Source organism: Micromonospora sp. H61 (assembly GCF_018070325.1).
GTDB classification, from domain to species: Bacteria; Actinomycetota; Actinomycetes; order Mycobacteriales; family Micromonosporaceae; genus Micromonospora; species Micromonospora salmantinae.
The window spans coordinates 33,801-59,015 of the sequence record NZ_JAGPXY010000021.1; the positions used below are offsets into that span (position 1 = coordinate 33,801).

At 72.0% G+C, this 25,215-nt stretch carries 32 protein-coding genes; 25 read left to right on the forward strand and 7 right to left on the reverse strand.

What is annotated here, in order from left to right; all coding sequences use genetic code 11:
* Window positions 1-6: 6 nt before the first annotated feature.
* A complete protein-coding gene (gene selA, locus KBX08_RS13390) occupies window positions 7-1,311 on the forward strand; it encodes an L-seryl-tRNA(Sec) selenium transferase (protein WP_210783800.1) in 1,305 nt (434 codons plus the stop codon).
* Window positions 1,312-1,313: 2 nt separating this feature from the next.
* On the forward strand, window positions 1,314-3,098 hold the full coding sequence (gene selB, locus KBX08_RS13395; protein WP_210783802.1) for a selenocysteine-specific translation elongation factor: 1,785 nt from the start codon (window positions 1,314-1,316) through the stop codon (window positions 3,096-3,098).
* A gap of 24 nt (window positions 3,099-3,122) precedes the next feature.
* Here selB and KBX08_RS13400 read toward each other — a convergent pair whose 3' ends face one another.
* On the reverse strand, window positions 3,123-4,163 hold the full coding sequence (locus KBX08_RS13400; protein WP_210783804.1) for an NAD(P)-dependent alcohol dehydrogenase: 1,041 nt from the start codon (window positions 4,161-4,163) through the stop codon (window positions 3,123-3,125).
* 95 nt (window positions 4,164-4,258) lie between these two features.
* Here KBX08_RS13400 and KBX08_RS13405 point away from each other — a divergent pair, with 95 nt between their 5' ends.
* The 5 genes from KBX08_RS13405 to KBX08_RS13425 all read left to right on the forward strand — a co-directional run bounded on the left by KBX08_RS13405 (window position 4,259) and on the right by KBX08_RS13425 (window position 7,545).
* Entirely contained in the window at window positions 4,259-4,867 is a 609-nt protein-coding gene (locus tag KBX08_RS13405) for a TetR/AcrR family transcriptional regulator (RefSeq protein ID WP_210783806.1), read from the forward strand.
* An 83-nt stretch (window positions 4,868-4,950) separates the two neighbouring features.
* Window positions 4,951-5,691 carry a hypothetical protein gene (locus KBX08_RS13410; protein ID WP_210783808.1) on the forward strand — a complete coding sequence of 247 codons (741 nt, stop codon included), beginning with the start codon at window positions 4,951-4,953 and terminating at the stop codon, window positions 5,689-5,691.
* Window positions 5,692-5,730: 39 nt separating this feature from the next.
* Window positions 5,731-5,928 carry a hypothetical protein gene (locus tag KBX08_RS13415; RefSeq protein WP_030327722.1) on the forward strand — a complete coding sequence of 66 codons (198 nt, stop codon included), beginning with the start codon at window positions 5,731-5,733 and terminating at the stop codon, window positions 5,926-5,928.
* A gap of 80 nt (window positions 5,929-6,008) precedes the next feature.
* Window positions 6,009-7,286 (forward strand): hemolysin family protein, encoded by a 1,278-nt coding sequence (locus tag KBX08_RS13420; protein WP_210783871.1) that lies wholly within the window; start codon window positions 6,009-6,011, stop codon window positions 7,284-7,286.
* 73 nt (window positions 7,287-7,359) lie between these two features.
* On the forward strand, window positions 7,360-7,545 hold the full coding sequence (locus KBX08_RS13425) for a hypothetical protein (RefSeq protein WP_036410487.1): 186 nt from the start codon (window positions 7,360-7,362) through the stop codon (window positions 7,543-7,545).
* A 5-nt stretch (window positions 7,546-7,550) separates the two neighbouring features.
* Here KBX08_RS13425 and KBX08_RS13430 read toward each other — a convergent pair whose 3' ends face one another.
* Window positions 7,551-8,201 (reverse strand): hypothetical protein, encoded by a 651-nt coding sequence (locus tag KBX08_RS13430; RefSeq protein ID WP_210783810.1) that lies wholly within the window; start codon window positions 8,199-8,201, stop codon window positions 7,551-7,553.
* A gap of 135 nt (window positions 8,202-8,336) precedes the next feature.
* Here KBX08_RS13430 and KBX08_RS13435 point away from each other — a divergent pair, with 135 nt between their 5' ends.
* The gene (locus tag KBX08_RS13435) at window positions 8,337-8,540 is read left to right on the forward strand and encodes a hypothetical protein (RefSeq protein ID WP_210783812.1); all 204 of its coding nucleotides are present in this window, start codon (window positions 8,337-8,339) and stop codon (window positions 8,538-8,540) included.
* An 8-nt stretch (window positions 8,541-8,548) separates the two neighbouring features.
* Here KBX08_RS13435 and KBX08_RS13440 read toward each other — a convergent pair whose 3' ends face one another.
* The 3 genes from KBX08_RS13440 to KBX08_RS13450 all read right to left on the reverse strand — a co-directional run bounded on the left by KBX08_RS13440 (window position 8,549) and on the right by KBX08_RS13450 (window position 10,216).
* Window positions 8,549-9,025, reverse strand: a complete 477-nt coding sequence (locus tag KBX08_RS13440; RefSeq protein ID WP_210783814.1) for a hypothetical protein — start codon at window positions 9,023-9,025, stop codon at window positions 8,549-8,551.
* The gene (locus KBX08_RS13445) at window positions 9,022-9,234 is read right to left on the reverse strand and encodes a phosphatidylethanolamine-binding protein (protein ID WP_088948250.1); all 213 of its coding nucleotides are present in this window, start codon (window positions 9,232-9,234) and stop codon (window positions 9,022-9,024) included. Before KBX08_RS13445 ends, KBX08_RS13440 begins: the two co-directional genes overlap by 4 nt.
* Window positions 9,235-9,334: 100 nt before the next feature.
* Window positions 9,335-10,216 (reverse strand): universal stress protein, encoded by an 882-nt coding sequence (locus KBX08_RS13450; RefSeq protein ID WP_210783816.1) that lies wholly within the window; start codon window positions 10,214-10,216, stop codon window positions 9,335-9,337.
* 113 nt (window positions 10,217-10,329) lie between these two features.
* On the opposite strand from KBX08_RS13450, the gene KBX08_RS13455 reads away from it, so the two are divergent.
* The 16 genes from KBX08_RS13455 (at window position 10,330) to KBX08_RS13530 (ending at window position 22,987) form a co-directional block, all read left to right on the forward strand.
* The gene (locus KBX08_RS13455) at window positions 10,330-11,076 is read left to right on the forward strand and encodes an SAM-dependent methyltransferase (protein WP_210783818.1); all 747 of its coding nucleotides are present in this window, start codon (window positions 10,330-10,332) and stop codon (window positions 11,074-11,076) included.
* 71 nt (window positions 11,077-11,147) lie between these two features.
* Window positions 11,148-12,320 (forward strand): PP2C family protein-serine/threonine phosphatase, encoded by a 1,173-nt coding sequence (locus tag KBX08_RS13460; RefSeq protein WP_210783820.1) that lies wholly within the window; start codon window positions 11,148-11,150, stop codon window positions 12,318-12,320.
* Window positions 12,321-12,376: 56 nt separating this feature from the next.
* Window positions 12,377-12,838 carry a MarR family transcriptional regulator gene (locus tag KBX08_RS13465; RefSeq protein ID WP_210783872.1) on the forward strand — a complete coding sequence of 154 codons (462 nt, stop codon included), beginning with the start codon at window positions 12,377-12,379 and terminating at the stop codon, window positions 12,836-12,838.
* Window positions 12,839-13,132: 294 nt separating this feature from the next.
* The gene (locus KBX08_RS13470; protein ID WP_210783822.1) at window positions 13,133-13,765 is read left to right on the forward strand and encodes a CDP-alcohol phosphatidyltransferase family protein; all 633 of its coding nucleotides are present in this window, start codon (window positions 13,133-13,135) and stop codon (window positions 13,763-13,765) included.
* Window positions 13,762-14,706, forward strand: a complete 945-nt coding sequence (locus tag KBX08_RS13475; RefSeq protein WP_210783824.1) for a DUF881 domain-containing protein — start codon at window positions 13,762-13,764, stop codon at window positions 14,704-14,706. Before KBX08_RS13470 ends, KBX08_RS13475 begins: the two co-directional genes overlap by 4 nt.
* A complete protein-coding gene (locus tag KBX08_RS13480) occupies window positions 14,703-15,035 on the forward strand; it encodes a small basic family protein (RefSeq protein ID WP_030327710.1) in 333 nt (110 codons plus the stop codon). Before KBX08_RS13475 ends, KBX08_RS13480 begins: the two co-directional genes overlap by 4 nt.
* An 11-nt stretch (window positions 15,036-15,046) precedes the next feature.
* The gene (locus KBX08_RS13485) at window positions 15,047-16,057 is read left to right on the forward strand and encodes a DUF881 domain-containing protein (RefSeq protein WP_210783826.1); all 1,011 of its coding nucleotides are present in this window, start codon (window positions 15,047-15,049) and stop codon (window positions 16,055-16,057) included.
* Window positions 16,058-16,117: 60 nt separating this feature from the next.
* Window positions 16,118-16,498: a glycine cleavage system protein GcvH gene (gene gcvH / locus KBX08_RS13490; RefSeq protein ID WP_091397961.1), complete on the forward strand. Its 381-nt coding sequence runs from the start codon at window positions 16,118-16,120 to the stop codon at window positions 16,496-16,498.
* A gap of 214 nt (window positions 16,499-16,712) precedes the next feature.
* Window positions 16,713-17,165: an FHA domain-containing protein gene (locus KBX08_RS13495; RefSeq protein ID WP_007071101.1), complete on the forward strand. Its 453-nt coding sequence runs from the start codon at window positions 16,713-16,715 to the stop codon at window positions 17,163-17,165.
* A 50-nt stretch (window positions 17,166-17,215) separates the two neighbouring features.
* Entirely contained in the window at window positions 17,216-17,917 is a 702-nt protein-coding gene (locus KBX08_RS13500) for a MerR family transcriptional regulator (RefSeq protein WP_210783828.1), read from the forward strand.
* A 185-nt stretch (window positions 17,918-18,102) separates the two neighbouring features.
* Entirely contained in the window at window positions 18,103-18,567 is a 465-nt protein-coding gene (locus KBX08_RS13505) for a bifunctional nuclease family protein (protein ID WP_030327706.1), read from the forward strand.
* Between the two features lie 160 nt (window positions 18,568-18,727).
* Window positions 18,728-19,324, forward strand: coding sequence for a MerR family transcriptional regulator (locus tag KBX08_RS13510; protein ID WP_210783830.1), 597 nt, complete (start codon window positions 18,728-18,730; stop codon window positions 19,322-19,324).
* A gap of 258 nt (window positions 19,325-19,582) precedes the next feature.
* Window positions 19,583-19,981 (forward strand): group 1 truncated hemoglobin, encoded by a 399-nt coding sequence (locus KBX08_RS13515; RefSeq protein ID WP_210783832.1) that lies wholly within the window; start codon window positions 19,583-19,585, stop codon window positions 19,979-19,981.
* Between the two features lie 2 nt (window positions 19,982-19,983).
* Window positions 19,984-21,165 carry a globin domain-containing protein gene (locus tag KBX08_RS34435; protein WP_210783834.1) on the forward strand — a complete coding sequence of 394 codons (1,182 nt, stop codon included), beginning with the start codon at window positions 19,984-19,986 and terminating at the stop codon, window positions 21,163-21,165.
* 52 nt (window positions 21,166-21,217) lie between these two features.
* Window positions 21,218-21,913 (forward strand): DivIVA domain-containing protein, encoded by a 696-nt coding sequence (locus KBX08_RS34440; protein WP_210783836.1) that lies wholly within the window; start codon window positions 21,218-21,220, stop codon window positions 21,911-21,913.
* Between the two features lie 114 nt (window positions 21,914-22,027).
* Window positions 22,028-22,987 (forward strand): cyclopropane-fatty-acyl-phospholipid synthase family protein, encoded by a 960-nt coding sequence (locus KBX08_RS13530; RefSeq protein ID WP_210783838.1) that lies wholly within the window; start codon window positions 22,028-22,030, stop codon window positions 22,985-22,987.
* A gap of 25 nt (window positions 22,988-23,012) precedes the next feature.
* On the opposite strand, the gene KBX08_RS13535 is transcribed toward KBX08_RS13530, so the two are convergent.
* Both KBX08_RS13535 and KBX08_RS13540 read right to left on the reverse strand, forming a co-directional pair.
* Entirely contained in the window at window positions 23,013-23,291 is a 279-nt protein-coding gene (locus KBX08_RS13535; protein WP_112587027.1) for a DUF1905 domain-containing protein, read from the reverse strand.
* A 26-nt stretch (window positions 23,292-23,317) separates the two neighbouring features.
* Window positions 23,318-23,974 carry an NAD(P)-binding oxidoreductase gene (locus tag KBX08_RS13540; protein WP_210783840.1) on the reverse strand — a complete coding sequence of 219 codons (657 nt, stop codon included), beginning with the start codon at window positions 23,972-23,974 and terminating at the stop codon, window positions 23,318-23,320.
* Between the two features lie 119 nt (window positions 23,975-24,093).
* On the opposite strand from KBX08_RS13540, the gene KBX08_RS13545 reads away from it, so the two are divergent.
* Window positions 24,094-25,161: a MerR family transcriptional regulator gene (locus KBX08_RS13545; RefSeq protein ID WP_210783873.1), complete on the forward strand. Its 1,068-nt coding sequence runs from the start codon at window positions 24,094-24,096 to the stop codon at window positions 25,159-25,161.
* The last annotated feature ends 54 nt before the right edge of the window (window positions 25,162-25,215 follow it).

Below are 25,215 nucleotides of genomic sequence, written 5' to 3' on the forward strand. Positions count from 1 at the left end.
GACGTGATGGGCGACGGCCCGGTGGACCCGCGACGTCGGGTGCCCCGTACGGACACGCTGCTCGCCGACCCGGTGCTGGCCGCCGCCACCGTGACCCTCGGCCGGGAGCGGGTCAAGGCGATCGTCTCCCACGCGCAGGGCCGCGCCCGCCGCGGTGAGCTCAAACCCGACGAGGTACGCGACGCGGCGGTCGCCGCGTTGCCCACGCCCGGCCCCCGGGTGGTGCTCAACGCCACCGGTGTCGTGCTGCACACCAACCTGGGCCGGGCGCCGTTGTCGTCCGCCGCGGTCGCCGCGGTGGTGGCCGCCGCCGGGCACACCGACGTCGAGTTGGACCTGGCCACCGGCCGGCGGGCCCGCCGCGGCCGGGGCGCGCTCGACGCGCTGGCCGCCGCGGTGCCCGACGCGGGCGCCGTGCACGTGGTCAACAACGGTGCCGCCGCGCTGGTGCTGGCCGCCACCGCGTTGGCCGCCGGCCGGGAGATCGTGGTCAGCCGGGGCGAGCTGGTCGAGATCGGCGACGGTTTCCGCCTGCCCGACCTGCTGGAGAGCACCGGCGCGCGGCTGCGCGAGGTGGGCACCACCAACCGCACCACCCTCGCGGACTACGCCGCCGCGCTCGGCCCGCAGACCGGCTTCGTGCTCAAGGTGCACCCGTCGAACTTCCGGGTCACCGGCTTCACCTCCGCCGTCGGGGTACGGCAACTGGCCACGCTCGGGATGCCGGTGGTCGCGGACATCGGCTCCGGGCTGCTCGGCGCGGACGCGCTGCTGCCCGACGAACCGGACGCGGCCAGCACCCTGCGCGCGGGCGCCGCGCTGGTCACCGCCAGCGGCGACAAGCTGCTCGGTGGGCCGCAGGCGGGGCTGTTGCTGGGTGACGTCGAGGTGATCGAGCGGTTGCGTCGGCATCCACTGGCGCGGGCGCTGCGGGTGGACAAACTCACCCTGGCCGCGCTGGCCGCCACCCTGAACCAACCGGACACTCCGACCCGGGTGGCGCTGCACACCGACCCGGGTGCCCTGCGGGAACGGGTGGAGCGGCTGCGGGACCGGCTCGGCGCGGACGGCCGCAAGGCGGAGGTGGTGCCGGCCGTCGCGGTGGTCGGTGGGGGCGGCGCCCCCGGGGTGGAGTTGGACTCGTGGGCGTTGAGCCTGCCCGAGCGGTACGCGGCGCCGCTGCGCACCGGTGACCCGCCGGTCCTCGGCCGGGTGGTGCGCGGCCGGCTCCTGCTCGACCTGCGCTGTGTGCCCGCCGACGCGGACGAGGCCGTCCGCGAGGCAGTGCTGCGCGTACCCGGCGAGGACTGAGCGTGTTCGTCGTCGCGACCGCCGGGCACGTCGACCACGGCAAGTCGACACTGGTCCGGGCGTTGACCGGGATGGAGCCCGACCGGTGGGCCGAGGAACGCCGCCGGGGGATGACGATCGACCTGGGTTTCGCCTGGACGACGCTGCCGTCCGGCGGCACCGTCGCCTTCGTCGACGTACCCGGGCACGAGCGGTTCGTGCCGAACATGCTCGCCGGGGTCGGCCCGGTCCCGGCGGCGCTGATCGTGGTGGCCGCCGACGAGGGCTGGATGCCGCAGTCCGCCGAGCACCTGGCCGCGCTCGACGCGCTCGGCGTCGCGTACGGCCTGCTGGCGGTGACCCGCGCGGATCTCGCCGATCCGGGGCCGGCGACGGCCCGCGCCCGCGCCGAGATCGCCGAGACCAGCCTCGGCGCGGTGCCGGCGGTGGCGGTCAGCGGCCTGACCGGTGCCGGCCTGCCGCAGCTGCGGGCCGCCCTGGGCCGGCTCGCCGCCCAACTGCCCGCGCCGGTGGTGGACGACCCGGTCCGGCTGTGGGTGGACCGCAGCTTCACAGTGCGGGGCAGCGGCACCGTCGTCACCGGCACCCTCGGCGCCGGGCGGCTGCGGGTGGGCGACGAACTGGAGTTGGCCGGCGCCGACGAACCGGTCCGGGTCCGTGGCCTGCACTCTCTCGGCGAGGCCCGACCGGAGGCGGCGGCGGTCGCCCGGGTGGCGGTCAACCTGCGCGGTACGCCCCGCGACCGGCTCGGCCGGGGCGACGCGTTGCTCACCCCGGGCCGGTTTCACCACACCGACCTGGTCGACGTCCGGCTCGCCGGCGACCCGGCAGCCGACCTGCCGGCCACCCTCACCCTGCACGTCGGCTCGGCGGCGGTGCCGGTACGGGTGCGTCCGCTCGGTCCGGACACCGTCCGGCTGCGGTTGGCCCGCCCGCTGCCGTTGCTGGTGGGTGACCGGGCGCTGTTGCGCGACCCCGGCCGCCACCACGTCAGCGGCGGGGTGCGGGTGCTGGATGTGGCACCTCCACCGCTGGGCCGACGGGGTGCTGCCGCCGCCCGCGCCCAGGTCCTGGCCGAGCTTGACGGTCGACCCGACCTGGTGGGGGAGCTGCGCCGTCGCCGGTTGATCCGGGCCGGCGCGTTGATCCGGATGGGTGTGCCGGTGCACGCCGAGGCGGTGCAAGACGGGCCGGCGTACGCCGAGGCGGTGGCCGGTGACTGGCTGGCCGACCCCGCACACTGGCGGCGGCTCGGTGAGCAGCTGACCGAGGAGGTCGCCCGGCACGCGCGGGAACACCCGTTGGAGCCCGGGATGCCGGTGGACGCGCTGCGTCAGCGCCTCGCCCTGCCCGACCGGGTGCTGGTCGAGGCGCTGGTCCGGCCGCCGCTGCGGATCCACGCCGGTCGGGTCGGGGCGGCGGGCGCCGACGCGCTGCCCGAACCGGTGGCCCTGGCCGTGCAACGGGTCCGCGCCGAGTACGGCGACCGGCCGTTCCGCGCCCCTGAGGCGGACCGCCTCGTCGACCTGGGTCTGGGCCCCCGGGAGATCGGCGCCGCGGTGCGGGCCGGCGCCCTGCTGCGGCTGGCCGACAACGTGGTGCTGCTGCCCGATGCGCTCGACGACGCGGTCCGCGTGTTGGCCGGGTTGCCGCAGCCGTTCACCCTGTCGGCGGCCCGGCAGGCGTTGGACACCACCCGCCGGGTGGCGGTGCCCCTGCTGGAGTTGCTGGACCGGCGGGGCGCTACCCGCCGACTGCCCGACGACGCCCGGATCGTCGTCAGCTGAGCGCCGCGACCTGGCCAACCACTTTCAGTCCAGGTCGGACATGTCCAGCACGAAGCGGTAGCGGACGTCGTTTCGCCGGAGGCGGTCGAGTGCCGTGCCCACCTGCGCCGAGGTGAGTACCTCGATGTCGGCGGTGACGCCGTTGTCGGCGCAGAACTGGAGCATCTCAGCTGTCGAGCGGCGGCCGCCGCTTCCGGCGGAGCTGAGCTTCTTGCGGCCGACAAGCAGGTCGGTGGTGTCGACGGTCACCGGACCCAGGAATCCGAGCAGGCTGAGGGTGCCGTCCATCGCCACCAGCTTCAGATACGGGGCGAGGTCGTGCGGTGCGGAGATGGTGTCGATGAGGAGGTCGAAGGTGTCGCGGGCCGCAGCCATCCCCCGGGGATCGGTGGAGTCGACGAAGTTGTCTGCGCCGAGCCGGTGGGCGTCGTCCCGCTTGTCCTGGGTACGGCTGATCACGGTCGTGGTAGCGCCGAGTGCCACGGCCATCTTGACCGCGAGGTGGCCCAGGCCGCCGAGTCCGGCCACGGCGACCCGAGTGCCTGGGCCGACGCGATGGGAGCGCAAGGGCTCCCAGACGGTGACGCCGGCGCACAGCAGCGGGGCGGTTGCGGCCGGGTCGAGGCCGGCGGGGAGCGGGTAGGCGAAGGTGTTCCGCACGACGTATTCGCGGGAGAAGCCACCCAGGGTCGTCGACCCGTCCTGCCGGTCTCTGCCGCCGTAGGTCAGAGTCGGGAAGGAGTGGCAGAAGTTCTCCTGTCCGGCTACGCACATGGCGCAGGTGCCGCAGGAGTCGACGATGTTGCCCACCGCGACGCTCTCGCCGATCGAGAAGTTGGTCACCTCGGGGCCGGTGCCGGTCACCACGCCGGTGAATTCGTGACCCGGCACCAGGGGTGCGTTGGTGTGCTGGTCGTAGTCGTGCAGGGCGTGCAGGTCGCTGTGGCAGACGCCGCAGTAGTCGATCCGCACCGCGATGTCGTCTGGGCGTAGGTCACGGCGCTCGATCGGGGTACGCCGCAGCGCCGTCGGGCCGGTAGCTCGCCATCCAATGGTCCTTCGCATGATCGACTCCTTTAAACAGACTGTTCGGTCTGTCTTAGCCTAGGTCGGACGGCGAGCCCTAGCAAACCAACCGTTCTGTTTGCTAGGGTGGGAGCATGCCGGAGCAGCCCCTGACCTCGCGAGGCGCCGCGACCTACCAGCGCATCCTGGACGCCGCCACCGAGGAGTTCGCCCAACACGGCATCGCCGGGGCACGCGTCGAACGCATCGTGACGGCGGCCCGCACCAACAAGGCGCAGCTCTACGCCTACTTCGGGGACAAGGAACGACTCTTCGACGCGATCTTCCTCAGCTCGCTGGAGCGCATCACCAACGTCGTGCCCATCGACGCCGACGATCTCGCCGACTGGGCCGTTCGCCTCTACGACGAATACCTGCGCCGCCCCGACCTCATCCGCCTCGCGACCTGGACGCGGCTGGAACGCCGGCCCGCCGGACACCTCGTCGAGGCCCACCAGCACTACGACGATCGCAAGCTCACGGCCATCGCCGAGGCCCAGGCCGCCGGGCGGATCCGCGGCGGTGACCCGTTCGACGTCATGGCCCTGGTCATCGCGATGTCCATGGCCTGGTCGCCGGTGAGCAACGTCTATGCGGCCAGCAGCCAGGAACCCGACGACGTGCATTCCCGGCGTCGTGCTCTGCTTCGCGATTGCGTCCGACGAGCCACGGTGCCGACGGACCAGGATCAACCTGACCGCTGACCGCTGACCGCTGACCGCTGACCGCTGACCGCCGCGACCGATCCGGTGCTGACACGCTTGCGCCGCGATGCGACGCTGGGCTGATGGTCGAGGTGTCCCCGTCTCGGTCGCAACCCTCGCGCGGCCAGTGGCGTGTCGTCGTCCCGGCGGCGCTGCGTTGGGGGCTGCCGGTGTTGTGGGTGCTGTGGGCCGGTCTGGCGTGGTGGGTGGAGCCCCACGAGTCGACCAGAGCCCAGCTCGATCGGGATCTCGCGGCTGGCCGGGTGGTGACCTATCAACGGGCGAATGGCTGGGCCGGCGACGACGCCTACTGGGGAAGTCGACCTGAGCTACGGCCCGCCGAGCAGGGTTGGATGATCGCGTGGACGCTGCCGAGCGGTCAGACCCGGTACGCCCCCGTCCAACCGCCCGAACCGCAGTCGTACCCCGCTGAGCCGGGCCGGTCGGCGCACATCGGCCTGGATGCGCGGCTCGCCGCCGTAGCCGACCCGTGGCACGCCGGCGACGACACCGCGCACCGGATCGCGAACACCGCGGGCCTGCTCGCCGGTGTGTTGACTCTGCTCTGGCTGGGCCGGTTGATCGGCGGCGCGCCACCGCTGGCCGGTACCCGATGGTTCTGGTTCTGGATCGGGCTGCTGCCTTTCGGCACGGGTGTGCTCGCCTGGACGTACCGGGAGCTCTGGCGGCCCCCGCCAGCACCGGTCCCCGACCGGGGCTCGGGCTGGCGTGGCTTCGGTTGGTTGGTCCTCGCCGGAATCGGGATCGGCCTGCTTGTGTCGGTGGCCCGTTGGCTGCTCGGCAGCACGGCGGTGCCCGGCTAACCGGCCCCCGAGGCGGCGATGGTCACCTACGGTGACGCCATGGACCCTTCGGCGGTCTGGCGGGACCGGCAGCACCGGTGGCGGATCGAGGCGTACCGCGCGCCGGACCTGCGCTTCGCCATCTACGCCACCAACGGCCCCACCGAGTCGGTGCCGCTGTGGCTGTTCGGGATGTCGGCGCTGGCCCGGTGGCTGATGACCCACGCCATCTCTCTGGACGACCTGGAGGTCGACTGAGCGGGGGCGCGGTCGCGAACCGGGCCCGCGCCGCGCCCCGCTGCGGTTGAGTGACCTCAGACGGCGGACGGGGGTACGCGATGGGCGGTCAGCTCGGGCAGTTGGCGTTGGTGGCCGTGCTGGTGCTGGTCAACGCCGCGCTCTCCGGCAGCGAGATGGCGCTGGTGACCCTGCGGGAGGGGCAGTTGCGGCGGCTGGGTCGGCGCAGCCGTGCCGGCGACCGGTTGGTGCAGCTGTCTCGCGACCCGAACCGTTACCTGGCCACGATTCAGCTCGGCATCACCCTGGCCGGGTTCCTGGCCTCGGCGGCGGCAGCGGTGTCGTTGGCCTCTCCGTTGGTCGGGCCGTTGGGTTTCCTCGGCGGGGCGGCGCGTCCCGCCGCGGTGCTGCTGGTGACGGTGCTGCTGACGTTCGTCACGCTGGTGCTCGGGGAGTTGGCCCCGAAGCGGCTGGCCATGCAGCGGGCCGAGCGTTGGGCGCTGCTGAGCGCCGGCCCGTTGGATCTGCTGGCTCGGCTGTCCCGGCCGGCGGTGTGGCTGCTCAGCCGGGCCACCGACGCGGTCGTGCGGCTCGCCGGTGGGGACCCGCGGGCGAACCGGGAGGAGACGACCGAGGAGGAGCTGCGGGAGATGCTGGCCAGCCAGCGCGGCCTGTCGGCCCAGCAGCGGGAGATCCTGACCGGCGCGTTCGACATCGCCGGCCGGACGCTGCGGGAGATCCTGGTGGCCCGGCGGGAGGTGACCACGCTGCCGGCCGGTCTGGCCGCCGACGAGGGGGTCCGACAGTTGGCCGCCGCCGGCCGGTCCCGCGCTCCCGTCACCGGCCCCGGCGGCCTGGACGAGGTGCTCGGGGTGGTGCACATCCGCGACCTGGTGCGGGCCGGCACCGCCCCGGTGGGCGAGCGGGTCCGGGCGCCGCTGCTGTTGCCGGTGACCCTGCCGGTCGCCGACGCGATGCGTCAGCTGCGCCAGGAGCATCAGCAACTGGCCCTGGTGGTCGACGAGCACGGGGGCATCGACGGCATGGTCACCATGGAGGATCTGCTGGCCGAGGTGGTTGGCGAGTTGTACGACGAGACCGACCGGGACGTGCGCGGGGTCGTCCGGGAACCGGACGGGTCGCTGCTGGTGCCCGGTGACTTTCCGCTGCACGACCTGCCCGACCTGGGGGTGCGGCTGAGCTTTCCGTTGTCCCGGGACTACACGACGGTGGCTGGTCTGGTGCTGGCCCGACTGCGGCACCTGCCGGACTCCCCGGGTGAGACGGTGCGGCTGCCCGGGCTGACCCTGCAGGTGGTGGAGGTCGCCGACCGGGCGGTGCGCAGGGTGCGGCTCTGCGGGTTCGTCACCGAGCGCTGAGCCGTCACCCAGAAGACTGACAAAATGCCCAAATCGACAAAACGGGGAACGCGGTACGCCTACGGTGCCAGACGTGAAGGACCGAGGGTTGCGTACGTTCGTCACGGTGCTGGCCGGCCTCGCGGTGATCTACTTCGGCAGCGCCGGCCGCAGCCCCGAGGAGGGCCGTGGCATCTCCGGCGGGGTGGTGGTCCTGGCGTTGCTCGCCGCGCTGCTGGTGTGGCACCTGACCCGCCCGGGGGACAAGACGGTCAAGTGAGCGCCTCAGCGGGCGGCGACGCGGGTGACCTCACCGGCGGACTCCTCACCCAGCGCCACCCGCACCAGCGCTGACGCGAGCCGGCCGAAGTCCGGTTCGTCGACCAGACCGGCGAGCCGGTCCGGGGACCCCGGCAGACCCAGCCGCTTCGCCCCGGCCAGGGCCCGACGGTCGGCGTACGGGCGCACGTCCGACCAGACCGTCTGCGCCTCGCGCAGGTAGATGTCCGCGCCGGTGGGGCCGATGCCGGGGAACTCGGTGAGCCGCCGCCGCAACCCGGTCGGGTCGCCCTGGGCCTCCCGGTGCAGGCGTCGCAGGTCACCGTGCCAACGGTCCAGGCACAGCCGGGCGCCGGTGCCGAGCATGGTGGCGGTCCGCTCGTCGTAGCGGCGGTAGTGGCCCCGGCCCAGCGCGTCGACGCGCTCCTGCCAACTGGCCGCCTCCATGGCCTGTGGAGTGCGGTAGCCGGCGGCGAACAGCTCCCGCGCGGCGTCCACCGCCACGCACGCGCGGATCCGGGTGCTCAGCAACGTGGTCAGCACCAGCAGCTGATACAGCGGCCCCGGCCGGTCGGAGAGCCGGATGCCGGCCTCCTCCGCGTACGTGCGGCCACGCCGGTCGAGCAGCACCCGCACCACAGTTCGATCATTGCCCACCCCGTCGGGTTACCCACTTGGGGACTCGGTAGCCGTCGCACCGCTGACAGTGGCCGGAATGCCACCGGGGCGGGCGGGTATGCCGAGGCGTGGAGGCGGTCGATGCCGCCTGCCGTACCCGGAAGGGAGACACCCGTGGTCAATCCGCAGCAGGAAGAGTTCCGGCGCAACGCCAAGGGCGCCACCAGCCAGGACAGCAAGGGGCCCAAGCCGACCGGGCACCCGCTCAACAGTGGGACGTCGCGCGGGGACGCCGGTCGACCGGTGCCCAAGGGGCAGGTGTCGCCGTACGGCCCGGCCGGCGAGCCGGTGGCCGAGGACGACAGCGACACCCGCTGACCGATGGGCTAGCGACCGCGGGCTGGCGGCCGCCGCAACCTGTTCCAGGTGGCGGCGGCCGCCAGTCCGTACGCGAGGTGCGGGATGATGTCGGAGATCCAGTCGGAGCGCCGCCACGTACGCGGGTCGCTGATCCCGAGCACGGTGATCGACCCGTCGGTCATGGTCATCACGCCCGCGCCGAGCAGACCGGTGGCCACCGGCAACGGCTGACGTCGACCACCGGCGTAGAGCGCGAACCCGACGCCCGCGGCGACGCCGAGCCCGTAACCGATCAGCGGCCCGAGGCCCGAGCGGCGGTTGGCCGCCCGGGCCCCGTTCCCCAGGTCCACGTGCGCGATCCCGGCCAGCCGGTCGACGGTCTCCTGGGGGACGTCGCTCTCCGGCCGTCCCCGTAGCGCCATGTCGAGGTAGCTGACCACGTTCAGCGCGGTGCTGCCGACGGCGCCCGCGATCGCGCCGTCGGCAACGTCGACAGTCCTCACTTCGGGTCGCCCGGTTCGCGCTCGCTCTTCGGGCCGTACGTCCGCTCACCGCGCACCACGCCCCGTTGACCGCGATCCTCCTGGAGGATCCGGTTCGCGACCTGGTTGGCCTTGCCGTCGGGTACTCGACGCCCGGAGTCGTCGATCGCGTTGCGCAACCGCGCGCGCTGCTTGTCGTACGCGTTACTGCCCGGCCGTGGTCCTGGCATCTGTGCCTCCTTCGTCGGTCTGGGCACCTGGTGCTGCCCACCGTCCGCTGGGCGTACCGCGGCCGTCTACCCGTCTGGCGGCGGACCAACCCCGGCGCCGCTACTGGGGCGCGCGGACCACTACCACCGGGCACTGCGCGTGGTGCAGCATCGACTGGCTCACCGACCCCAGCAGCAACCCGGTCACCTCGCCGCGCCCGCGCCCACCGACGACGGCGAGTTGGGCGGAGCGGGACGCCTCGGCGAGCACGGTGCCGGGTCGGCCGTGCACCACCTGGCAGGTCAACCGCAGACCCCTGTGGTCCTCGGTGAGCCCGGTCAGCCACCCGGCGAGCATCCGCTCCTGCTCGCCGCGCAGCTTCGCCTCGTCGTACACCAGGGGTTGCATGTCGCCCGGGCCGCTGCTGCCGGGGTGTCGGTAGGCGTGCACGGCCACCAGCGGCACGCCGAGCGACACGGCGGTCTCGGCGGCGAAGTCCGCCGCCCGCCGGGAGGCGTCCGAGCCGTCCACCGCGACCAGGACCGGCTCGTCGGGTCGTTGCGTGCCGCGCGCGACCAGCACCGGGCAGTCGGCGTACGCGGCGACCTGCACCGCGACCGAGCCGACCAGCAGGGCGGAGAACCCACCCAGCCCGCGGTCGCCGAGCACTATGAGCGCGGCGGTGGGGGATTCGCCCACCAGCACCGCTGCGGCCTCACCGTCGATGATCTCGCCGGAGATCGACATCCCGGGCACTGTCGCCTCGGCCTCGCGCACGGCGGCCTCGACGAGTTCCTCGGCCTGGTGGCGCAGCCCACCGCCGGGCGGCGCGTCCGGGGCGGGGGAGACCGGTACGTGCAGCAGCGGCCAAATGAAGCCGTGCACGACCCGCAGCGGTCGGTGCCGGCGCGCCGCCTCGGTCGCGGCGAGACGCACGGCGCGCAGCGCCGACTCCGAGCCGTCGACGCCGACCACCACCGCCGCGTTGTTCGCTGAGTTCACCGCCCACCTCCCGCTCGCGGCCAGTATCGCGGGCCCGGACGCCCTCGCGCCGCGATACCGCTGAGCACGTCCCGGTCGGTACGCTGGCGACGACCGGGGAGGGAGCGCCGCCGATGGGTGAACCAGACCAGCCGAGCACCGCTCGCATGATCGACTTTTGGCTCGGCGGGCAGCATCACTTTCCCGTGGACGTGGCCGCCGCGAACGCGTTCGAGCAGGCGTACGGCCCGTGCGCTCCGGTGTTCGGCGAGCTGCGGGCGTTCCTGGGCCGGGCGGTGCGGGAGATGGCCGAGCAGGGCGTTGACGGGTTCCTGGTGTTCGGCGCCGGGGTGCCGACGATGGGCAACGTGCACGAGGTCGCCACCGAGGCGACAGTGCTCTACACCGACGTCGACCCGGTCACCATCCGACTGGGGCAGAGCATCCTCGCCGGCAGCGACCGGGCCGGCTACGGCTTCGGCGACGCGACCGACATCGGCACCATCGACCCGGCCCAACTGCACCGTTTCGTGCCGGGCTGGGGTCGGCGGCCGGTCGGGGTGGTCTTCCTCGGCCTGGCCGCGTTCCTCGACGACGCCACGCTGACCCGCACCCTCGACGAGTTGTACGCTGCCGCGGCGCCGGGCAGCCTGCTCGCTGTGGACTTCGACACCGAAGAGTTGGCCTGTCATCCGCAGGCGCTGGCCATGATGGGGCCGCAGTTCCGGATGCGTCCACCGGCGGCGTTCGCGCCCCTGCTGGGTCGGTGGGCGCCGACGGCGGACGGGATCGTCCCGGTCGCCGAGTGGCGGCCGGACGGCCCGCCGGCGCGGGTGCCCGACGCGTTTCACGGTGTGCTCGCGACCCGCGCGGAGGACTGACCGCGCCGATCGTCTGTCCGGGGGCGTCCGTATGATGCTTGCCCTATGGCAAGCTTCTGGGGAGGGCGACGATGGTAGACGCGCCGGACGTGGTGTCGCGCGCGTTGCGCGAGGCGCCGCCCGACCAGCTGGCGGAGGCGGCGGACCGGGCGATCCGGTCCACGATGGGCGCGCTGCGCACCGACGTCTTCGTCGCCGACTACCGGATCAGCGGCCTGTGGCCGGTGCTGGACCCGGACCTGCCGGCGGGCGGCTTCCTGGCCTGCCACACCATGGCGCAGCGCTGCTTCAGCAGCCAGCAGCCGGTACGCGACGGTGATGGCCCCTGCCGGCTCTACCTGCCCTTGACGGTGTGGGGGGAGCGGCTTGGTGTGCTGCTGATCGAGCTTCCGACCGTACCCAACGCGACGGTCACCGGTCGGGCGACGGACATCGCCGGCGCTCTGGCGGTGGCGATGCGCGCGGCGGACCGGGAGACCGACCGTTACCGGCGGGCCCGCCGTCGGGAGCGACTGACGATGGCCGCCGAGATGCAGTGGGACCTGCTGCCCGGTCGTGGTGTGTCGCACCACGCGTTCGATCTGGCCGGCCAGCTGGAACCGGCGTACACAGTCGGCGGCGACCACTTCGACTGGTCGTTGGACGGCGACCGTCTCACCGTGACGGTGCTCAACGGCGAGGGCAGTGGGCTGGCGGCGTCCCTGTTGACCGCCGTCACTGTCAACGCGATGCGCAACGCGCGGCGCTCCGGTGGCGGCCTGGTGGAACAGGCCGAGCTGGCCTCGGACACGGTCTTCTACCAACACCGGGGCGCCCGGTACGTGGCCACCCTGCTGTTGGAGCTGGACACTCGCCTCGGCCGGGTGCGTGCCGTCGACGCGGGCTCCCCCCATCTGTTGCGGATGCGGGGGTCCACTGTCGAGCCGATGAAGCTCGATCAGCAACTGCCGCTGGGCATGTTCGCCGAGACCCGCTACGAGCTTCAGGAGGTGCAACTCGCCCCGGGTGACCGGCTCTTCGTGGTCAGTGACGGGGTGTGGGCCGCCGAGCCGCCGGGTCAGGAGCCGTACGGGCAGCGGGTGATGGCTCGGTCCCTGCGCGCCACGCGGCTGCAGCCGCCGGCCGAGGCGGTTGGTACGGTGATGCGCGAACTGCACGCCTATCACGCGGATTCCGATCTGCGCGACGACGCCGTCGTGGTCTGTCTGGACTGGCACGGTCCGCGCGAACGGGGCACGGGGTGAGATTCGCCGCCGCGTTGCCGGGCGGGCACCAGCGCGACGACGGCAGGGGACATCAGGTGGAGCGACCTGCGGATCTCGCCGCGGCGATCGACGCGGCCGCCGGGACGCTGATCGCCGTGCTGGAGTCTGCCGCGTCGCGGCATCAGGTGCCGCCCACCCAGCTGAGAGTGCTCACGCTGATCAGCGGTCGGCCGGAGACCAACGTCAACGGTTTGGCGGAGTTGCTGGACGTGGTGCCCTCCTCGGCGAGCCGCCTGTGCGACCGGCTGGAGGCGACCGGGCTGTTGCGTCGGGTGGCCGATCCCCGTGACCGGCGTGAGGTGCGGTTGGTGCCGACCGCTGCGGCGCTGACCCTGTTGGGGGAGTTGGCCGAGCGGCGGCAGCGCGCGGTGCAGGCGGTGTTGGACCGGATGCCGGTGCGGATGCAGCACGAGCTGTTGCTGGCGCTCGCCGGGTTCGCTCGGGCGGCGACCTCGGTTCCCGAGCAGCAGACCGAGCCCGCCGTCCAGACGGCCTGAGCGCCGTCCCCCCTTCCACTAGTATCCTAGGACGCTTTAGGCGTGGTGATCCACGCCACAGTGCGGCACAGCCGCACCGACAGCCCGCGGCGGCGCCCTGCCAGCGAGAGGAAGCCCGATATAGTGGCAGCGCACCTACCCGGCCCGCGATCATCGAGATCGCGGGCCGCATCAGGGGAAGGGGCCCCGCCCGGGGCCGCAGGGGAGAGCCGGCGCTGGTCGGCCCGACAGCGCGTACGACCCTCAGCCGCGCCCGGCGCCGGCCGGGGGCCCGCGTGCCGTGGAGGAGGATCGGTGTCGCGTCGGCCGGCTCGGGCGGAGCAACCGCGGGACACCGGTGACGAGACTCCCGGCAACCAGGTCCTCACCCTGCCCAACCTGATCAGCTTCGGGCGGCTGCTGGGCGTGCCGCTCTTCCTCTATCTGTTCCTGGTGGTGCGGGCCGACGTGGCCGCGGTCGTGGTGCTGGCCATCGGCGGCACCACCGACTGGGTCGACGGCTGGATCGCCCGCCGCCTGCACCAGGTCAGCCGCCTGGGCGAGCTGCTCGACCCGCTCGCCGACCGGCTCTACATCCTCGCCACCCTGGTCGCCTTCACCGTGCGGGAGGTGGTGCCGTGGCAGTTCACCGCGGCGCTGCTGGCCCGTGAGGTGCTCCTGCTGGCCTCGCTGGCGGTGCTGCGTCGCTACGGGTACGGGCCGCCGCCGGTGCACTACGTGGGCAAGACCGCCACGTTCCTGCTGCTCGCGGCGTTCCCGGTGCTGCTGTTGGCCAGCGCGGCGACCGACGTGGCGACGGCGGCGAGCGCCATCGGTTGGGCGTTGGCCTGGTGGGGGCTGGTGCTGTACTGGGTGGCCGGCGGGATGTACGTGGTGCAGGCGGCCCGGCTGGTGCGCGCGGCGCGCGGTCCGGGAGCGGCGGCGTGAGCGCGCCTCGGCTGGGCAAACCCGGCCAGGACCGGGTGTACGCGCCGGATTTCCTCACCGAGCTGTTCCGCAACCCGCTGGATCCGGGGTACGCGGACGCGGCTGCGGCGCGTCGGCGCTCGGCGGAGTCGGCTCCGGCGCGGGGGTGGCGGGCCCTGCCGGCGCGGTCGGTGAGCCTGGTCGTGGTGGTGATGCTCGGTTTCCTGTTCGCGGTCGCGTACCGGCAGACGATGGCGGACGAGCCGGGGCGCAGCCAGGCCCGTTCGGGTCTGGTGGCGCAGATCAAGGAGCGGGAGAGCCAGACCGATCGGTTGTCCACGCAGGCGGACCAGCTGCGCGAGGAGGTCAGTCGGCAGCGGGACGCGGCGTTGAGCGGGTCGGCTGCCGCCCGGTTGCGCAACCTGGAGGCGAGCACCGGGCTGGGTCGGGTGCGCGGTGATGGTGTGGTGGTGCGGTTGGCGGACGCGCCGGACAAGGCGGACGCGGTCACCGGTGCCGGCGCTGGGCCCCCGCGGGTGCTCTACAGCGACCTTCAGGGTGTGGCGAACGCGTTGTGGAGTGCTGGCGCGGAGGCGATCGCCATCAACGGGCAGCGGTTGACGTCGACGTCGACGATCCGGTCGGCGGGTGAGGCGATGCTGGTGGATTTCCGGCCGGTGACCGGGCCGTTCGAGGTGTCGGCGATCGGGCCGGGTTCGATGCGGCGCAAGTTCGAGGACAGCCGGAACGCGGCGCTGATGCGGAAGGTCGCGCAGGGGACGGGGTTGTCGTTCGGTGTGCGGGAGGCGGATGACCTCACCCTGCCGGCGGCGCCGGAGCCGCAGCTACGCTACGCCAAGCCGTCGGTCAGTCCGAGCCCTTCCGCGTCGGGTGTCCGTTCCGGCAGTCCCGGGTCGTCCGGTCCGGCGACGACTGTTAGCCCCTCCGGAGGTGGCCGATGATCGCGGTGTTGGCGTTGCTCGCCGGTGTGGTGTTGGGCGTGTGGCTTGATCCCACGGTGCCGGCGGCGTTGCAGCCGTACCTGCCGATCGCGGTGGTGGCCGCGTTGGACGCGGTGTTCGGTGGGGTGCGGGCCCGGTTGGACCGCATCTTCGACGACAAGCAGTTCGTGGTGTCGTTCATTTCGAACGTGCTGGTGGCTGGTCTGATCGTGTATCTGGGTGACCAGTTGGGGGTGGGTGGGCAGTTGTCCACCGGTGTGGTGGTTGTGTTGGGTGTGCGTATCTTCGGCAACGTGGCGGCGATCCGTCGGCACCTGTTCCGGGCGTAGGTTGGGTTGCGATGAGTGACGAGCAGACCGACACGGGGACCGGGTGGCCGCAGCCGGCGGGTCCGGTGCGGCCGGCTGGGCCGGCGGGTGAGCCGGATCCGCGGCCGGATGCGCCGGATCCGGATGAGTTGAGCCCGTTGGCGCCGCAGGGGCCGGCGCAGCCGTCGGATGACGAGCCTGCGGCGGAGCCGGGCGTGGAGCCGGTCGACGATGGTGCGACGGTGGACCTGAGCGCGGTGTCGCGGTCGGGGGAGCCGGTCGCGGATTCCGACGGGTTGGCGGAGCCGGTGGGGGAGTCGGTGGCGCCGGTGGTGGCTGGTCGGTCCCGGGTGAGTACGGCCGGGGTGATGATCGCCGCGTTGTTGGCGTTGCTGGGGTTCACGTTGGTCGTGCAGTTGAAGACGACGTCGACGGACCCGACGCTGGGTGCCACCCGGCAGGAGGACCTGGTCCGGATCCTGTCGGATCTGGATGCGCGGGAGAACCGCCTGCAGCAGGACATCCGGGCTCTGGAGGACAGTCAGCGGCAGTTGCGCTCGGGTGAGCAGGGTCGTCAGGCGGCGTTGGATGAGGCGACGCGGCGGGCGGACGAGTTGGGCATCCTGGCGGGGACGTTGCCGGCGGTGGGTCCGGGGTTGACTGTGCAGTTCGACGCCGGGGTGAAGCCGATCTCGGCGAACCGGGTGTTGGACGCGGTGCAGGAGCTGCGCGGTGCGGGTGCCGAGGCGATGCAGATCTCCGGTGGGGATCGGGCGACGGTGCGGATCATCGCGTCGACGTACTTCCTCGACGATAGGGACAACGGGTCGTTGATGGTGGAGGGGCGTCGGTTGTCGGGGCCGTACACGATCACGGTGATCGGTGATCCGGCGACGATGCGTACGGCGTTGAACATTCCTGGTGGGGTGGTGGCGTCGGTCCGGGGTGACGGCGGTAACGTGACGTTTGGGGAGCGTGAGGTTGCCGAGGTTTCGGCGCTGCACGTGCCGATCAAGTTGGAACACGCCCGTCCGGTCTCCTGACCGGCGCGGCCGCGCCGGACCCGGGTGGTCCGGGGCACCGATGGATGAAGGACGCGTCTGGTGATTCCCGAGGATCTGCGATACACCGCCGAGCATGAGTGGGTGGCGGGTGACGGCACGGCTTCGGTCCGGGTCGGCATCACCCACTTCGCGCAGGACGCGCTCGGTGACATCGTGTACGTGCAGTTGCCCGAGGCGGGTGCGGTGGTCGCGGCCGGTGACTCGTTGGGTGAGATCGAGTCGACCAAGAGTGTGTCGGAGATCTACGCGCCGGTGGCCGGTACGGTGGCGGCGCGCAACGACGCGTTGGCTGACACGCCTGAGCTGATCAACACTGATCCGTACGGTGAGGGTTGGTTGGTGGAGATCACGCCGAATGATCCGACTGCGACGGATGGGTTGCTGACGGCGGCCGCGTATCAGAAGATCACCGAAGGCTGAGTGTGCTTGATCCGGTGCGTGGGATGTCTGCGCGCGTCCGGTTGCCCTGCATTTCGGCGCTGGCTAGGCTCGCCCAGTCGACCGAGAACCCAATAGTTGAGCGTTGCGGAATTGCCTTCCCGGGCACGGGGAGCCAGCCGCCGGGTGTTCAAGTGCCCGGCGGCCAGACCCGCCATTACCCGACGCCGACCGAACAGATCCGTGAGGTGGTCCCATGACGCGGCCAGACGACGAGTTCCCCCCACTCGACGTCACTTCGACGCTCAATCTCGGTTCGCTCGACGAAGTGCTGGAGGGGCCGGATACCGATGTGGTGCCGAGCCGGATGTCCGGTTCGTTGCCGCCGGGTATGGCGCTGCTGGTGGTTCGTCGAGGTCCGAATGCGGGTGCCCGGTTCTTGTTGGACCACGATGTGACGACCAGTGGCCGGCACCCGGACAGTGACATCTTCCTGGACGACGTGACGGTGTCGCGTCGGCATGCGGAGTTCCACCGTGATGGTGGGACGTTCACGGTGCGGGACGTGGGCAGCCTGAATGGCACGTACGTCAATCGTGAGCGGGTTGAGGCGGCCACGTTGAGCAATGGTGACGAGGTCCAGATCGGTAAGTTCCGGGTGGTGTTCATCGCCGGTCCGCGCCCGGAGGAGGAGGCCGGCCGGGGGTGAACGAGCCTGCGGCCTCCATGTCACCCGGGGCGGCTCGGTCTGAGCCGCTGATGAGCATCGGTGAGGTGCTTGGGCAGTTGCGGGTGGATTTTCCGGATACCACGATTTCGAAGCTGCGGTTTCTTGAGGCCGAGGGTTTGGTCGAGCCGCAGCGGACGGCGGCGGGTTACCGGAAGTACAGCTGGGACGATGTGGCGCGGTTGCGGTTCGTGTTGACCGCGCAGCGGGACAAGTACCTGCCGTTGCGGGTGATCCGGGAGCAGTTGGCCCAGTGGGATTCGTCCGGTGAGCAGCCGGGGCGGTCGCGGCCGGCGTTGGTGGCGGTTGGTCCCGATGGTGCGGTGCCGGGTCGTGAGTTGGCGGAGCCGGCCGAGTCGTCGCAGGTGCGGCTCGGCCGGGTGGATCTGGTGGCGCGTAGTGGGATCGACGAGTCGACGTTGGTGGAGTTGGAGCGGCTCGGTGTGCTGGTGTCGGATCCGCCGGGGTGGTATGACGCGGATGCTCTGATCATCGCGTCGGCGGTGGCGGGGTTGGCGGCGTACGGGTTGGAGCCGCGGCACCTGCGGGGTTATCGGACGGCGGCGGACCGGGAGGTCGGTTTGTTCGCGCAGTTGGTGGCGCCGTTGGCGCGGCAGAGTGATCCGGCGGCGCGGGCGCGGGCTGCGGAGACGGCGCGGGAGTTGGTGGCGTTGTCGGAGCAGTTGCACGCGGCGTTGGTGCGGGTGGGGCTGCGGTCGACGTTGGGTCGGTGAGGGTGCCCGGTGGGTGGCGGCTGAGCGGAAAGATCTCTTCCGGGAAGCGTGCCGTAGGCTTGCCGGGGTAACCCCTTTTCGGCGCGGGCGTGGTGCTGTAGCGCATGGGACGGCCGTGTTGCGGTCCGTGTACCGTGCAGGGAAGGGCGCGGTGCGGCGTAGGTGACAACGACACGGAGGCGGCGGTGCGCGAGCTGAGCGTGGTCGGAGTTCGGGTGGAGCTGCCCAGCAACCAGCCGATCGTCCTGCTCAGGGAGGTCGAGGGGGACCGCTATCTGCCGATCTGGATCGGCGCGGTCGAGGCGACGGCTATCGCTTATGAGCAGCAGGGGGTCAAGCCGGCCCGGCCGTTGACGCATGATCTTCTGCGGGATGTGTTGGCGGCGTTGAAGGCGCCCTTGCAGGCGGTGGAGATCACCGAGCTGAAGGAGAACGTCTTCTACGCGGATCTGTTGATCGGCGATGGGGTGCGGGTGTCGGCGCGGCCGAGCGATTCGATCGCGTTGGCGTTGCGGGTTGGTGCGCCGATTCGTTGTGCGGAGCAGGTCCTCAGCGAGGCGGGGATCGTTATCCCTGATGAGCAGGAGGACGAGGTGGAGAAGTTCCGCGAGTTCCTGGAGCAGGTGCGTCCGGAGGATTTCGCGGGCTGAGGTGTGCCTGGGCTCGGTTGGTGATCTTTCTCGGTGGCTGCGCGGCGTGTCGCGTCGGTTCCTCCGTGGTAACCCCTGACGGTGGCGATAGGGTTTCCATGTCGAGGGGTGCGCGTCGGAGGAAACGATGCGTCGCCACACTGACGGGGAGGTTGTCCGGATGCACGAGCCGCGGGATTCCGATCCGGGTGCAGGGTTCGACGAGTCGGGTGCCTCGTCGCCAGGTGTGGCGGCTGAGGGTGACGGTTCGGTTGGCTACCGGGGTGTGACGGCCTGCCATGCGGTGGGCATCAGTTACCGGCAGTTGGATTACTGGGCGCGGACGACGCTTGTGGTGCCGAGCGTTCGTGACGCCTCGGGTTCGGGGACGCAGCGGTTGTATTCGTTCCGGGACCTGGTGGTGTTGAAGGTCGTGAAGCGGTTGTTGGATGCGGGGGTGTCCCTGCAGAACATCCGTAAGGCGATCGAGGCGTTGCGGTCGCGTGGTGTGGAGGATCTGGCGGGGATCACGCTTATCTCTGATGGGACGACGGTGTACGAGTGCCGGTCTCCGGAGGAGGTGGTCGATCTGTTGCAGGGTGGCCAGGGGGTCTTCGGCATCGCGATCGGTGGGGCTTTCAAGGAGATCCAGGGGTCGTTGTCGCATCTGCCGGCGGAGCCGGCGACGAGCGGCCCGGTGGAGCCGGCGGTGGCGTCGGGGCCGGATCCGGTGGGTGACGAGTTGGCGGCGCGGCGGGCGCGGCGGCGCGCCGGCTGACCGTTCGGTCTTTCGATTTTTTTTCGGTTGTTTTCTCGCGACAGTCGGTGACGGTGGCAGGCATCTATCGGCCGTGCCAGTCCACTGTGGATACCGTGGGTGTTGTGCTGGTGGCCCATTGTGGAGATACCGATCGGTAGTGGTGACGCACCGTGTCGGCGTGTTGTCGGGAATCCGATAAGGGGGCGCTGACCGGGGGCGGTTGACACGCTATGGTCCCTCACGGTTCTGGACCCTTCACCCCCGGAAGGAACGACCGTGACGGTTACGGAAGAGACTGCTCCCGCCTCGCACTACGACCGCATTGGTGGCGCCAGTTCGGTCAAGGCGGCGGTTGAGCTGTTCTACGACAAGGTGCTCGCGGACCCGGAGTTGGCGGGCTATTTCGTTGGCGTGGACATGGCGGGTCAGCGGCGGCATCTGGCGTTGATGTTGACTGTGGTGCTGGGTGGCCCGAACGAGTACACGGGTCGCGGGTTGGCCGAGGCGCACCAGCCGTTGAACATCACGGTGGGGCACTACGCGAAGGTGGGCGAGCACCTGACGGTGACGCTGACCGAGCTGGGGGTGCCGGCGGACGTCCTCGCCCACGTGCAGACAGTGCTGGGGCAGGTGCAGGGCCAGGTGGTGGCTGCCGGGAACAGGTCGGGCGTCTGAGCGTGGACGCCGCTCGCCTCAAGCAGAGCTGGTCGGTGGTCGCCGGTCACGGCGACCAGGTGCCGCTCTACTTCTACTCGACGTTGTTCCTCGCTCATCCCGAGACGCGGCAGATGTTCCCCACGAACATGGCCGGTCAGCGGGACCGCCTCGTGACCGCGTTGGGTCACATCGTGTCCAACGTGGACCAGGTGGATCGGCTGGTGGGTTTCCTGCAGGATCTCGGCGCGGATCACCGCAAGTTCGCGGTCCGCGCGGAGCACTATCCGGCGGTCGGTGAGGCGTTGGTGGCGACGTTGCAGCATTTCCTCGCCGAGCAGTGGACCGACGAGTTGGCTGCGGACTGGACGGCCGCGTACGGGTTGGTCGCCCAGGTGATGATGGAGGCCGCGCAGGCCGCTGAGGCGGTCAATCCGCCGTGGTGGGTGGCGGAGATCGTGGCGCATGAGCGGCGGGCGTTCGACGTGGCGGTGTTGACGGTGCGTCCGCAGTATCTGTTGCCGTTCACGCCGGGTCAGTCGGTCGGGGTGTCGCACCCGTCGGTGCGGTCGTGGCGGTACTACTCGCCGGCGAACGCGCCGCGGGCGGACGGCACGTTGGAGTTGCATGTGCGGGCCGCGCCGGGGGGCGCGGTGTCGTCGCGGCTGGTGTACGGGTCGGCGGTGGGGGATCGGATCCACCTGGCGGCGCCGGTGGGGGACCGGTTGGGATTGTGGTCGGCGGGCTCCAGTGACCTGTTGCTGTTGGTCTCGGGTACCGGCTGGGCGCCGGTGAAGGCGTTGGTGGAGCAGGTGGCCGCGGAGGGTTCCCGTCGGCGGGTGGACCTGTACGTGGGGGCCCGGTCCCGTAGCGAGTTCTACGACAGCGACGCGATCGACAAGTTGGCGTCGTCGTATCCGTGGTTGACGGTGACGTACGTGGTCGGTGCCGACGTGCACCGGCCGGGGGAGTTCGTGCAGGCGGTGGACCGGGCGTTGGCCGACGGTGACTGGCGGTCCCGGCACGTGTTCGTGTGTGGGTCGGACGAGATGGTGTCGCACGCGGTGCGGACGTTGGTGCAGGCGGGTTTCCACGCGGGTCAGGTGCACCACGAGGGCCTGGGCGCGCAGTGGTACGGCCCGGCGTGGCGGACGGCGGTGCAGCAGTCGGCTGCGGGTGACACTTCGGGAGGTGGGCACAGGTGAGCGCGATCAGTGAGCTTGCGAGCCCGGCGGTCGCGAACGGAGGTCTGCACAGGTGAGTGCGACGCCGATCAGTCGGTATGACGGGGTGCAGGTTTCCGGCGGTGTGCAGGTGCGGATCACCGCCGACCGGGTTCGGCGGTGGGAGTTCGGTGCGGCGTCGTTCGCTCGGCGTGGTTACGACAACGCTGACGTGGACCGGTTCCGGGTGCAGGTCGCTGACGAGTTGGACCTGTTGGCGACGCAGATCGCGACGTTGCGGGCGGAGAACGAGCGGCTGACCGACCGGGTGGAGTTGCACCGGCACGGGGTGATTCCGAGTACGGGGGCGGCGGCGAAGGTCCCGGCGGCGCGGGAGGTGAATCTGCTGTCGGCGGCGCAGCGGGAGGCCGAGCAGATCATCGCGCAGGCGCATGACTACGCGCGTCGGGTCGCCGAGTACGCCCGGGTGCAGTACGAGAGTTACCTGCACGCGGCGGAGGCGGAGGCGAAGCAGGAGGCGGAGCGGGCGGTGGCGGAGTACCGCAGCGCGGCGGGGTCGAGCTTCGACGACACGGTGGCGACCCGGGAGGCGTTGCGGATCTTCGGTGAGATGATGGTGTCGCACATGCAGGCGGCGGCGCGGCATCTCGACGACGGCAGTGAGCAGTTGGCGCGCACGATGGATCGGATCGCGGCGGAGACGCCGGGGGCGCCGTTCGTGGGTGGCGTGGTGGGCCAGTCGGCGTTGCCGCGGCACCAGCAGCGCTGAGTCGCCGGGTGGGGTGCGCTGACGTGGACCCCGCCCGGCGTGTTGGCGGCGGTGGCACAGTCGGAGGGGTCAGGCGGGGCTGACGGGTGGCCCGCCCCTGGGAGAGGCGCCGTCGTGTCGGTATCACCGTCCCCGTCCGGCGGGTCAGCGGACCCGCTGGCCGCGTTGGAGGCGTCGGCGTGGGCGCTGGCGGCCGCGGTCGGCACCATGAGTGACGCCCTGTCGGCCCCGCTCGCGGAGGTCCTCGCGGCGTCGCCGCACCGCAGCGCGGTGCTGGAGGCCGCGGGTCTGCTGTCCTCAGACGGCGGGACGCCGGTCGCGCACCCGTCGCTGGTGCCTGCCGACGGGCCGACCGGGCGCAGCGCGGTGCAGGCGCGGTTGAGTTCGCTGCGGCAGGCGGTCGCCGCGGCGGCGCAGGAGCCTTCCGGCGGGGGTGGGGCCGGCTGGGCGCAGGTGGACGACGAGGTGTTGCTGCATCAGGGTCGGGCGTCGGCGGCGACCGGCCGGGCGTTGGCGACCCGGGTGGTGCCCGAGTTGCCGGGGCTGGCGCAGCGCTTGGACTCGGCGGACGCCCGGGTGTTGGATGTGGGCACCGGTGTGGCGGCGTTGGCCGTCGCCCTGGCCCGCGCGTTGCCCCGGGTGTCGGTGGTGGGTATCGACGTGCTGCAACGGGCGTTGGACCTGGCCGGCGGGGAGTTGGCCGAGGCGCGCGATGTCGCGGATCGGATCAGTTTGCGCCGGCAGGACGTCGCGGAGGTGGCCGAGCCCGGCGGGTACGACCTGGTCTGGGTGCCGGCGCCGTTTCTTCCCCAGCAGACGTTGGCGCTCGCGCTGCCCCGGCTGGTGCGGGCGCTGCGACCCGGTGGCTGGCTGGTGGCGGGCACCAATGCGCCGGCCGGGGACCCGTTGCGGGCGGCCGTCGACCGGTGGAACGCCGTGCGTAACGGCGGCAACGCCTTCGACGCCGACCGGATGGCGGAGGTGCTGGCGGGGGCCGGGTTGGGTGAGGTTCGGCGTTTTCCGACCGTCCCGGGCGGGCCGGTGTTGGTCGCCGCGCACCGCCCGGGCGGCTGAGGGCGACAGTCGGTGCTGCGGGTGGTCAGCTGAGCCGTTGTTCGAGGTGGAAGGTGACCTCGGTGCCGGCGGCGCTCTTGCCGATGGTCTTGCACAGGGCGGCGCGGATGGGCAGCCAGTGGGGGCCGGCGCCGGAGGGCATCAGGGTGGCGTTGAACGGGTGCCCGTCGATGGTGCCGGTGACCTTGACGGCGCGTCGGGTGCCGAGCAGGTCCGCGGAGTCGGGAACTGTCACGTAGGTGGCGAACGCGCCGTCTTTCTCGATGGGCGCGGTGAAGCGGTAGTCGAGTGGTTGCGGGTCCATGGGTTCTCCTGGGCGCGACGGGTCGGTCAGCTGGCGGCGGCGCGGATGGCCTCGACGATCGGGGTGGGCCCGTCGACGAGTTCCAGTGTCGCGCCGGTGGTGCGTGGTTCGTCGAGCAGTGCGGCGAGGACGTGGGCGACGTCGGTGCGGCTGATCGCGCCACGTCCGGCGTGTGGGGTGAGGGTGACCCGCCCGGTGGGTGGGTCGTCGGTGAGCCGGCCGGGTCGTAGCACCGTCCAGGCCAGGTCGCGGCGGCGCAGGTCGTCCTCGGCGGCGCGTTTGGCGCGCAGGTACGCCGTCCACACGTCGTCGGTGCCGGGGGCGGGTGGTGTGTCCACTCCCATGGAGGAGACGAGTAGGTAGCGGTGGACGCCGGCGCGGGCGGCGGCGTCGGCGAGCAGCGCGGCGGCGGCCCGGTCGACGCTGTCCTTGCGGGCGGCGCCGCTGCCGGGGCCGGCGCCGGCGGCGAAGATCACCGCGTCGGCGCCGTGCAGGTGCTCGGCCACCTGCGCGACCTCGGTGTGTTCCAGGTCGCAGACGACGGGGGTGGCGCCGGCGGCGCGCAGCGTCGCGGTCTGCTCGGGGTTGCGGATGAGGCCGACGGCGGTGTCGCCGCGCCCGACGAGGTGGCGTTGCAACAGGAGGGCGATCTTGCCGTGGCCTCCGGCGATGACGACGCGCATGGGCCCAACCTACCGGCGCCGCGGGTGCCGGCGGCGTCACCGGCTTGACCTTGACCTTCGGGGAACCCTGAGCCTGGTGGGTGCCGGTCGCCGTGACCGGCTGCGAGGAGGATGTCGACGTGGGGCTGATGACCATCGGGGCGTTCGCCCGGGCGGCGAGGCTGACACCGAAGGCGTTGCGCCTGTACGACCAGGTGGGGCTGCTGGTGCCGGCCGCTGTCGATCCGGAGTCCGGTTACCGGCTCTACGACCCGGCTCAGCTGCCGGTGGCTCGGCTGGTCGCCCAGTTGCGTCGCCTCGGTATGCCGCTGGCGACGATCCGGGTGGTGTGCGGCCTGGAGCCCGCGGCGGCGGCTGAGGCGGTCACCGCGTACTGGCGGCAGGTCAGCGCCGACACCGCGGCCCGCGCCCGGCTCGCCACCCTCCTCGTGGACCACCTGTCTGAAGGGGGCGCCACCATGTCTGACCCGAATCCCACAGTTGCCGTCCGCTGCGCCGCCGGTTGTGACACCGGGCTGGTGCGCGACAGCAACGAGGACACCGCGTACGCCGGCGAGCGGTTGCTCGCCGTGGCCGACGGTATGCGGGGGCCCGGCGGCGCGGCCGCCAGCGCCGCCGCCGTCGACGCCCTGAGGCCGTTGGCGCTCACCGACGTGCCGGCGGCCGACCTGCTGACGATGCTGGCCGGCGCGGTGAGCGACGCCGACCGCGCCGTGCACGCGTTGGCCACCGACACCGACCAGCCGGTCACCACGCTGACCGCGCTGCTGCTCAGCGGTTCCCGGCTGGCGCTGGTGCACGTCGGTGACACCCGGGCCTACCTGCTGCGCGGCGGTGAGCTGTCGCTGCTCACGCAGGATCACACCTGGGTGCAGGCTCAGGTTGAGCAGGGCCGGCTCGACCGGGATCAGGCCGCGACGCATCCGCAGCGCGCGGTGCTGGTGCGTGCCCTCGGTGGCGGCCGGCAGGTCGAGGCGGATCTGGCGGTGCGTACCGCGTTGCCGGGTGACCGGTACCTGTTGTGCTCCGACGGGCTGTCCGCGGTCGTCGACCGGGCCGAGTTGGGGTCGGCGTTGGCAGCGACGGACGATCCCGGGGACACGGTGCGGGCGCTGATCGGTCTGGCGTGGGCCGAGGGTGCGCCGGACAACGTCGCCTGCGTCGTCGCCGACGTCGTCGCGGTATAGCCGAGGTCACCCGCGCCGGGTGGGACCGCCTGCCCGGCGCGGGGCTCGGCGTTG

Bases quoted from the DNA above. Each gene is read 5' to 3' on its own strand.
- KBX08_RS13480 (WP_030327710.1), top strand. From the start codon at position 14,703: ATGATCGCGGTGTTGGCGTTGCTCGCCGGTGTGGTGTTGGGCGTGTGG.
- KBX08_RS13400 (WP_210783804.1), bottom strand. From the start codon at position 4,163: ATGCGAAGGACCATTGGATGGCGAGCTACCGGCCCGACGGCGCTGCGG.
- KBX08_RS13460 (WP_210783820.1), top strand. From the start codon at position 11,148: ATGGTAGACGCGCCGGACGTGGTGTCGCGCGCGTTGCGCGAGGCGCCG.
- KBX08_RS13540 (WP_210783840.1), bottom strand. From the start codon at position 23,974: ATGCGCGTCGTCATCGCCGGAGGCCACGGCAAGATCGCCCTCCTGTTG.
- KBX08_RS13420 (WP_210783871.1), top strand. From the start codon at position 6,009: ATGGGCGGTCAGCTCGGGCAGTTGGCGTTGGTGGCCGTGCTGGTGCTG.
- KBX08_RS13415 (WP_030327722.1), top strand. From the start codon at position 5,731: ATGGACCCTTCGGCGGTCTGGCGGGACCGGCAGCACCGGTGGCGGATC.
- KBX08_RS13500 (WP_210783828.1), top strand. From the start codon at position 17,216: ATGAGCATCGGTGAGGTGCTTGGGCAGTTGCGGGTGGATTTTCCGGAT.
- KBX08_RS13445 (WP_088948250.1), bottom strand. From the start codon at position 9,234: ATGCCAGGACCACGGCCGGGCAGTAACGCGTACGACAAGCAGCGCGCG.
- KBX08_RS13495 (WP_007071101.1), top strand. From the start codon at position 16,713: ATGACGCGGCCAGACGACGAGTTCCCCCCACTCGACGTCACTTCGACG.
- selA (WP_210783800.1), top strand. From the start codon at position 7: ATGGGCGACGGCCCGGTGGACCCGCGACGTCGGGTGCCCCGTACGGAC.
- KBX08_RS13455 (WP_210783818.1), top strand. From the start codon at position 10,330: ATGGGTGAACCAGACCAGCCGAGCACCGCTCGCATGATCGACTTTTGG.
- KBX08_RS13410 (WP_210783808.1), top strand. From the start codon at position 4,951: ATGGTCGAGGTGTCCCCGTCTCGGTCGCAACCCTCGCGCGGCCAGTGG.
- KBX08_RS13485 (WP_210783826.1), top strand. From the start codon at position 15,047: ATGAGTGACGAGCAGACCGACACGGGGACCGGGTGGCCGCAGCCGGCG.
- KBX08_RS13535 (WP_112587027.1), bottom strand. From the start codon at position 23,291: ATGGACCCGCAACCACTCGACTACCGCTTCACCGCGCCCATCGAGAAA.
- KBX08_RS13510 (WP_210783830.1), top strand. From the start codon at position 18,728: ATGCACGAGCCGCGGGATTCCGATCCGGGTGCAGGGTTCGACGAGTCG.
- KBX08_RS13405 (WP_210783806.1), top strand. From the start codon at position 4,259: ATGCCGGAGCAGCCCCTGACCTCGCGAGGCGCCGCGACCTACCAGCGC.